The organism is Mycobacterium sp., from assembly GCF_032162105.1.
Classification (GTDB): Bacteria; Actinomycetota; Actinomycetes; order Mycobacteriales; family Mycobacteriaceae; genus Mycobacterium.
Map to the genome: position 1 here is coordinate 1 of NZ_JAVRPS010000689.1, position 3,971 is coordinate 3,971.

The following is a 3,971-nucleotide window of genomic DNA, read 5'->3' on the forward strand; positions in this document are numbered from 1 at the left end:
GACGACGTAGTGACCGCCGGATTCGTCGGCGGTGGTGGTGATGCGGTGGGAGTTGGATCCGGCGTCCGGCTCGGTCAGCGCAAAGGCGAAAGTCAGCTTGCCGCTGGCACATCCGGGCAGCCAACGATTCTTCTGCTCCTCACTGCCGTGCCGGGTCAGAATCGTGCCGGTGATGCCCGGTGACAACAGCATCAGCAGCAGTGGGCAGCCCGCAGCACCGGTCTCTTCGAACACCGCGGTGAGTTCCTGCAGTCCCAGTCCGCCCCCGCCGTACTCCTCGGGCAGATGCACACTCAGAAAGCCGCGCTCCCCCAGTGCATGCCACAGCTCGGTCGCCGGCTCGCCGTTGGCGCACACCTTGCGGTAGTAGCTCGGGCCGAAGGACGCGGCGATGTCGAACACCGCCGCGCGTAGCATCTGTTCCTCGTCGGTGGCGTCGACCGCCAACCTCATCGGGGCGCTCATGGATGAACCTCTTCTCGGGGGCCGCGGCTGGCGTGCGGATCGTGCCGGTCGGACCGAACCTGCGCACGGCGGTATCGCGTCAAAAAGGCGATGTAGGCCAGCGAGACCACAACCTGCACCGCGATGACGGCGTAGTAGACCGCGGTACCGAAGCCCGGGTGCAGCGCCGGCAGCAGCAGCATCCCGAGTGAACCAGGACCGATCAACCCGGCCACGGCGAAGACCATGGATTGACCCGATGCGTTGCCACGACTGATGATCCACGGCACCAACGGCACCACCGTGACGATTGAGGTGGCGGTCAAGGTCACCAGAGTCAACGGATCATCCAGGACGGATTGAACCCACCACAGAATCACGAATGTGGCCACTTGCATCAGAAGGTAGGCCGAGACGAATGTCGTTCGGGTCAGCCCGGGAGCGATCTGCCGGTGCCCGTAGCGGATGAACTGCACGATCAGTACGACCTCGACACACACTGCGCCGAGCATGCCCACCCAGAAGACCTTGAAGTACCAGTGATCCACCACGTCGAACCATGTGGAGTAACGCAACGCGAACGTGAAGTCATGGGCGAAGAGGAACGCTGTCGTCACCGCGGGCACCGCTGGGATGCGGTCACGGCGACCGAGCCGCACGGCCTCGACGATCTGCACGAATCCGGTCGCCCAGGCAAATGCGGTCAACGTCATCACCCATGGAAGGTGGGTGTCGATCCGGGTGAGAACATCGCCGACGTCGTACATCAGAACGCACCTCTTCGATGCGCCTCCGACGCCGCGACCAGACCGTCGCTGTCGCCCCGGATCTCAAAATCGGCCGGATCGAACGCCAGCGTCTTGTTCCAGTACTCGAGGTAGGGCCACGGGTTGGTAATGACGATACGGCCTGCGTCGTTGCGGTAATAGGTGGTCATGCCCGGGTGGGACCACACGGTGTGTGACAGTGCCTCGTCGAGCGCTTCGTTGTAGTCGGCGTAACGTTCCTGTTTCGCCTCGACGTCGCTAAGATCGTGCAGCAGAAGGTATTCGAGTGCTTGCATGACGTAGCGAACCTGGAACTCGGTGCCGTGGATCGCGCTACCACCATGTCCGGCATTGGTGTTCGGGCCGTTGATGATGAAGAAGTTCGGGTAGTCGGGAACCGTGATGCCCAGGAAAGCGCGCGCATCGTCGGTGCCCCAGGTCTGGCCGCGCAGCGTTCTCCCCGACCGTCCACGGATGTCCATCGGGTAGAGCATCTGCAGGACTTTGAAGCCGGTGGCCATGACGATGACGTCGACCGGGTACTCGTCGCCGGCGGCGGTGATGATGCTGGTGTTGGTGGTGGCGCTCACCGGCTCGGTGACCAGCTCGACGTCGTTGCGCCGCAACATGTTGTACCAGCCGTTGTCGATCAGCGGCCGCTTGCCATACGGGGGGTAGTCCGGGACACAGGCGTCGACGAGATCGGTACGGTCGCCAAGCTGCTCGGTGATGTACTTGGTCAAGAACACCCGATGCCGGTCGTTGGTGGCGTTGATCGAGCGGTCCTGGTGGGGCCACTCGGGGTCGATCTGCAGTCCGGCGTGCAGCCGGTCGCTGAAGTTCCAGAAGCTGCGCAGCCGGTACCACGCCAGATAGAACGGGATGTGGTCGAACAGGATGTGCACTCGCTCTGAGACTGCGCGGTGATAGTTCGGGTGGGGGAGTGCCCATTGTTTGGACCGCTGGAACACGATGGTGTGCCCGGCTCGGTCGGCGATGGTGGGCACCAGTTGCATGGCGCTGGCGCCGGTTCCCACGACCCCGACGCGCTGACCGTCCAACGCGACGTCGCTGCGCCACTGCGCGGTGTGCAGAATCGGCCCAGCAAAGTTGTCCAGCCCGTCGATCGGCGGCAGCGAAGGGCGGTTGACCATGCCGACGGCCGAGATGAGGACGTGTGCAGTCAGCGTTTCGGTGCTGCCGCTGGTGTGGCGGACGTGGACGATCCAGCGGCGCGTGACGTCGTCCCACTCAGCGCACTCGACCTCGGTGTCGAACCTGATACGACGGCGCAGGTCCTGGGTGGTGGCCAGCTGGTTGAGGTAGTCAAAGACTTCACCGCCTTTGGCGAAGTACTTCGACCACCGACTATTCATGGCAAAGGTGAAGCTGTACAGGTGGCTGGGTGTGTCCACGCCTACGCCGGGATAGGTGTTCTCGAACCACGTCCCGCCGATGTCGCTGTTCTTCTCCACGACGGTGAAGTCGACACCGGCGGATTTCAGTTTGATCGCCGCACACAGTCCCGACAGCCCGCTGCCGATCACGATGGCCGACAGGCGTCCGGGATCCTCGACCTCGGAGAAGTCCACGTCGCGAGTCGCCAATCCGAGCTCCTCCGACAGGAGCTCGCCATATGTGGGCGGCACCTCCTCGGCCAGCGCGACACCGAGCATCCGTGCGACCTGTTCGGGTGCCAGGTGATGCGGCGTGAGTTCTCCTGCGTCGTAGAGCACGACCGCATCGAGTGCGGCGGCGCGGACCTGGCTCTGCAGGTCGTCGTCGAGTCCCCCGCTGTCGTTGTCGTCCAGGCCGATGGCACGTCGCGGCGTGAACGGCGGTTGTAGCCACCGTTGATCGCCGGTGAGCTGAACCAGCACCATGAGAAGGGTCGGGATATTGGCCTCACACAGCGCGTCGGCCAGCACGGCCGGATCGATCGGTGTGCCGTCGGGATCCATGTTGCGTCCTCCTGATTGCGCCTGTGGCCGCCCCTGACGGGTGCCGCGGATTCCGACCGAATCCTCTAGGATGTTAACTTACGTTATCAATCCGCTCGAGAGAAGGCAAAGGCCAGCAACTCGTCACGCAAACCCAGTTTACGTGTGCGATTAACTGATCACAACGTTGAGAAGAATGCTCGGAATTCGCGATGTGTAACGTACGTTAACGTCGTTTCGCGCGGCCTCCGCGCCGACGAAGTTCGCGAGCAGATCGTCGAAGCGGTCCCCGGCTTCGAGCATTGGGTAGTGCCCGCAGTCGTCGAGGACTTCCAGACGGGCGTGGGGTAGTTGTTGCTGAAGCCAGCGGGCACCCTTGGCGGAGTGAACCGGGTCAGCGTTCCCGATGATCTGCAATACCGGCATGGTGACGGACCCGATGTCGTCGATGAGGTCGGTGTTGAGCATCGAGCGGTAGCACGCCACCGCCGACCACGAGGGCATCTGCAACGAGCACCTCAGCAACCAGTCGAGCGCATCGTCACTGAGGGGCCGGTGGGCCGCCGAGCCCAGCGCCGCACGCCGCGCGGCAATGCGATCGGTGATTTCCGCCTCGATGAGCGGTGCTTCGAGGTCTTCGGCTGCGCGACCAAAGGGAAAGCGACCGCTGCGAGTAGCGCGGACTCCGTTGGATCCCACCAGCACCAGCCGTTCGACCCGGTCCTCACCGCTTAGGGCGGCGGCCTTGAACGCGACCTGTCCGCCGAACGACCAGCCCACCAGCGTGCAGGTTGTCACCTCGAGGGCATCGAGCACCGAC

At 63.7% G+C, this 3,971-nt stretch carries 4 protein-coding genes; all 4 read right to left on the reverse strand.

The genetic code is table 11. The features are described from left to right. A partial coding sequence (locus QOC69_RS34780; RefSeq protein WP_526447176.1) for an acyl-CoA dehydrogenase family protein occupies positions 1–465 on the reverse strand: 465 nt, incomplete at its 3' end. Further along, positions 462–1,211, reverse strand: coding sequence for a hypothetical protein (locus tag QOC69_RS34785; RefSeq protein WP_526447178.1), 750 nt, complete (start codon positions 1,209–1,211; stop codon positions 462–464). The genes QOC69_RS34785 and QOC69_RS34780, both read right to left, overlap by 4 nt. Further along, on the reverse strand, positions 1,211–3,172 hold the full coding sequence (locus tag QOC69_RS34790) for a flavin-containing monooxygenase (protein ID WP_526447180.1): 1,962 nt from the start codon (positions 3,170–3,172) through the stop codon (positions 1,211–1,213). The genes QOC69_RS34785 and QOC69_RS34790 overlap by 1 nt, the downstream gene beginning before the upstream one ends. Before the next feature lie 150 nt (positions 3,173–3,322). Next, positions 3,323–3,971 (reverse strand): alpha/beta fold hydrolase (locus tag QOC69_RS34795; RefSeq protein WP_526447182.1); only part of this gene is annotated, 649 nt, incomplete at its 5' end.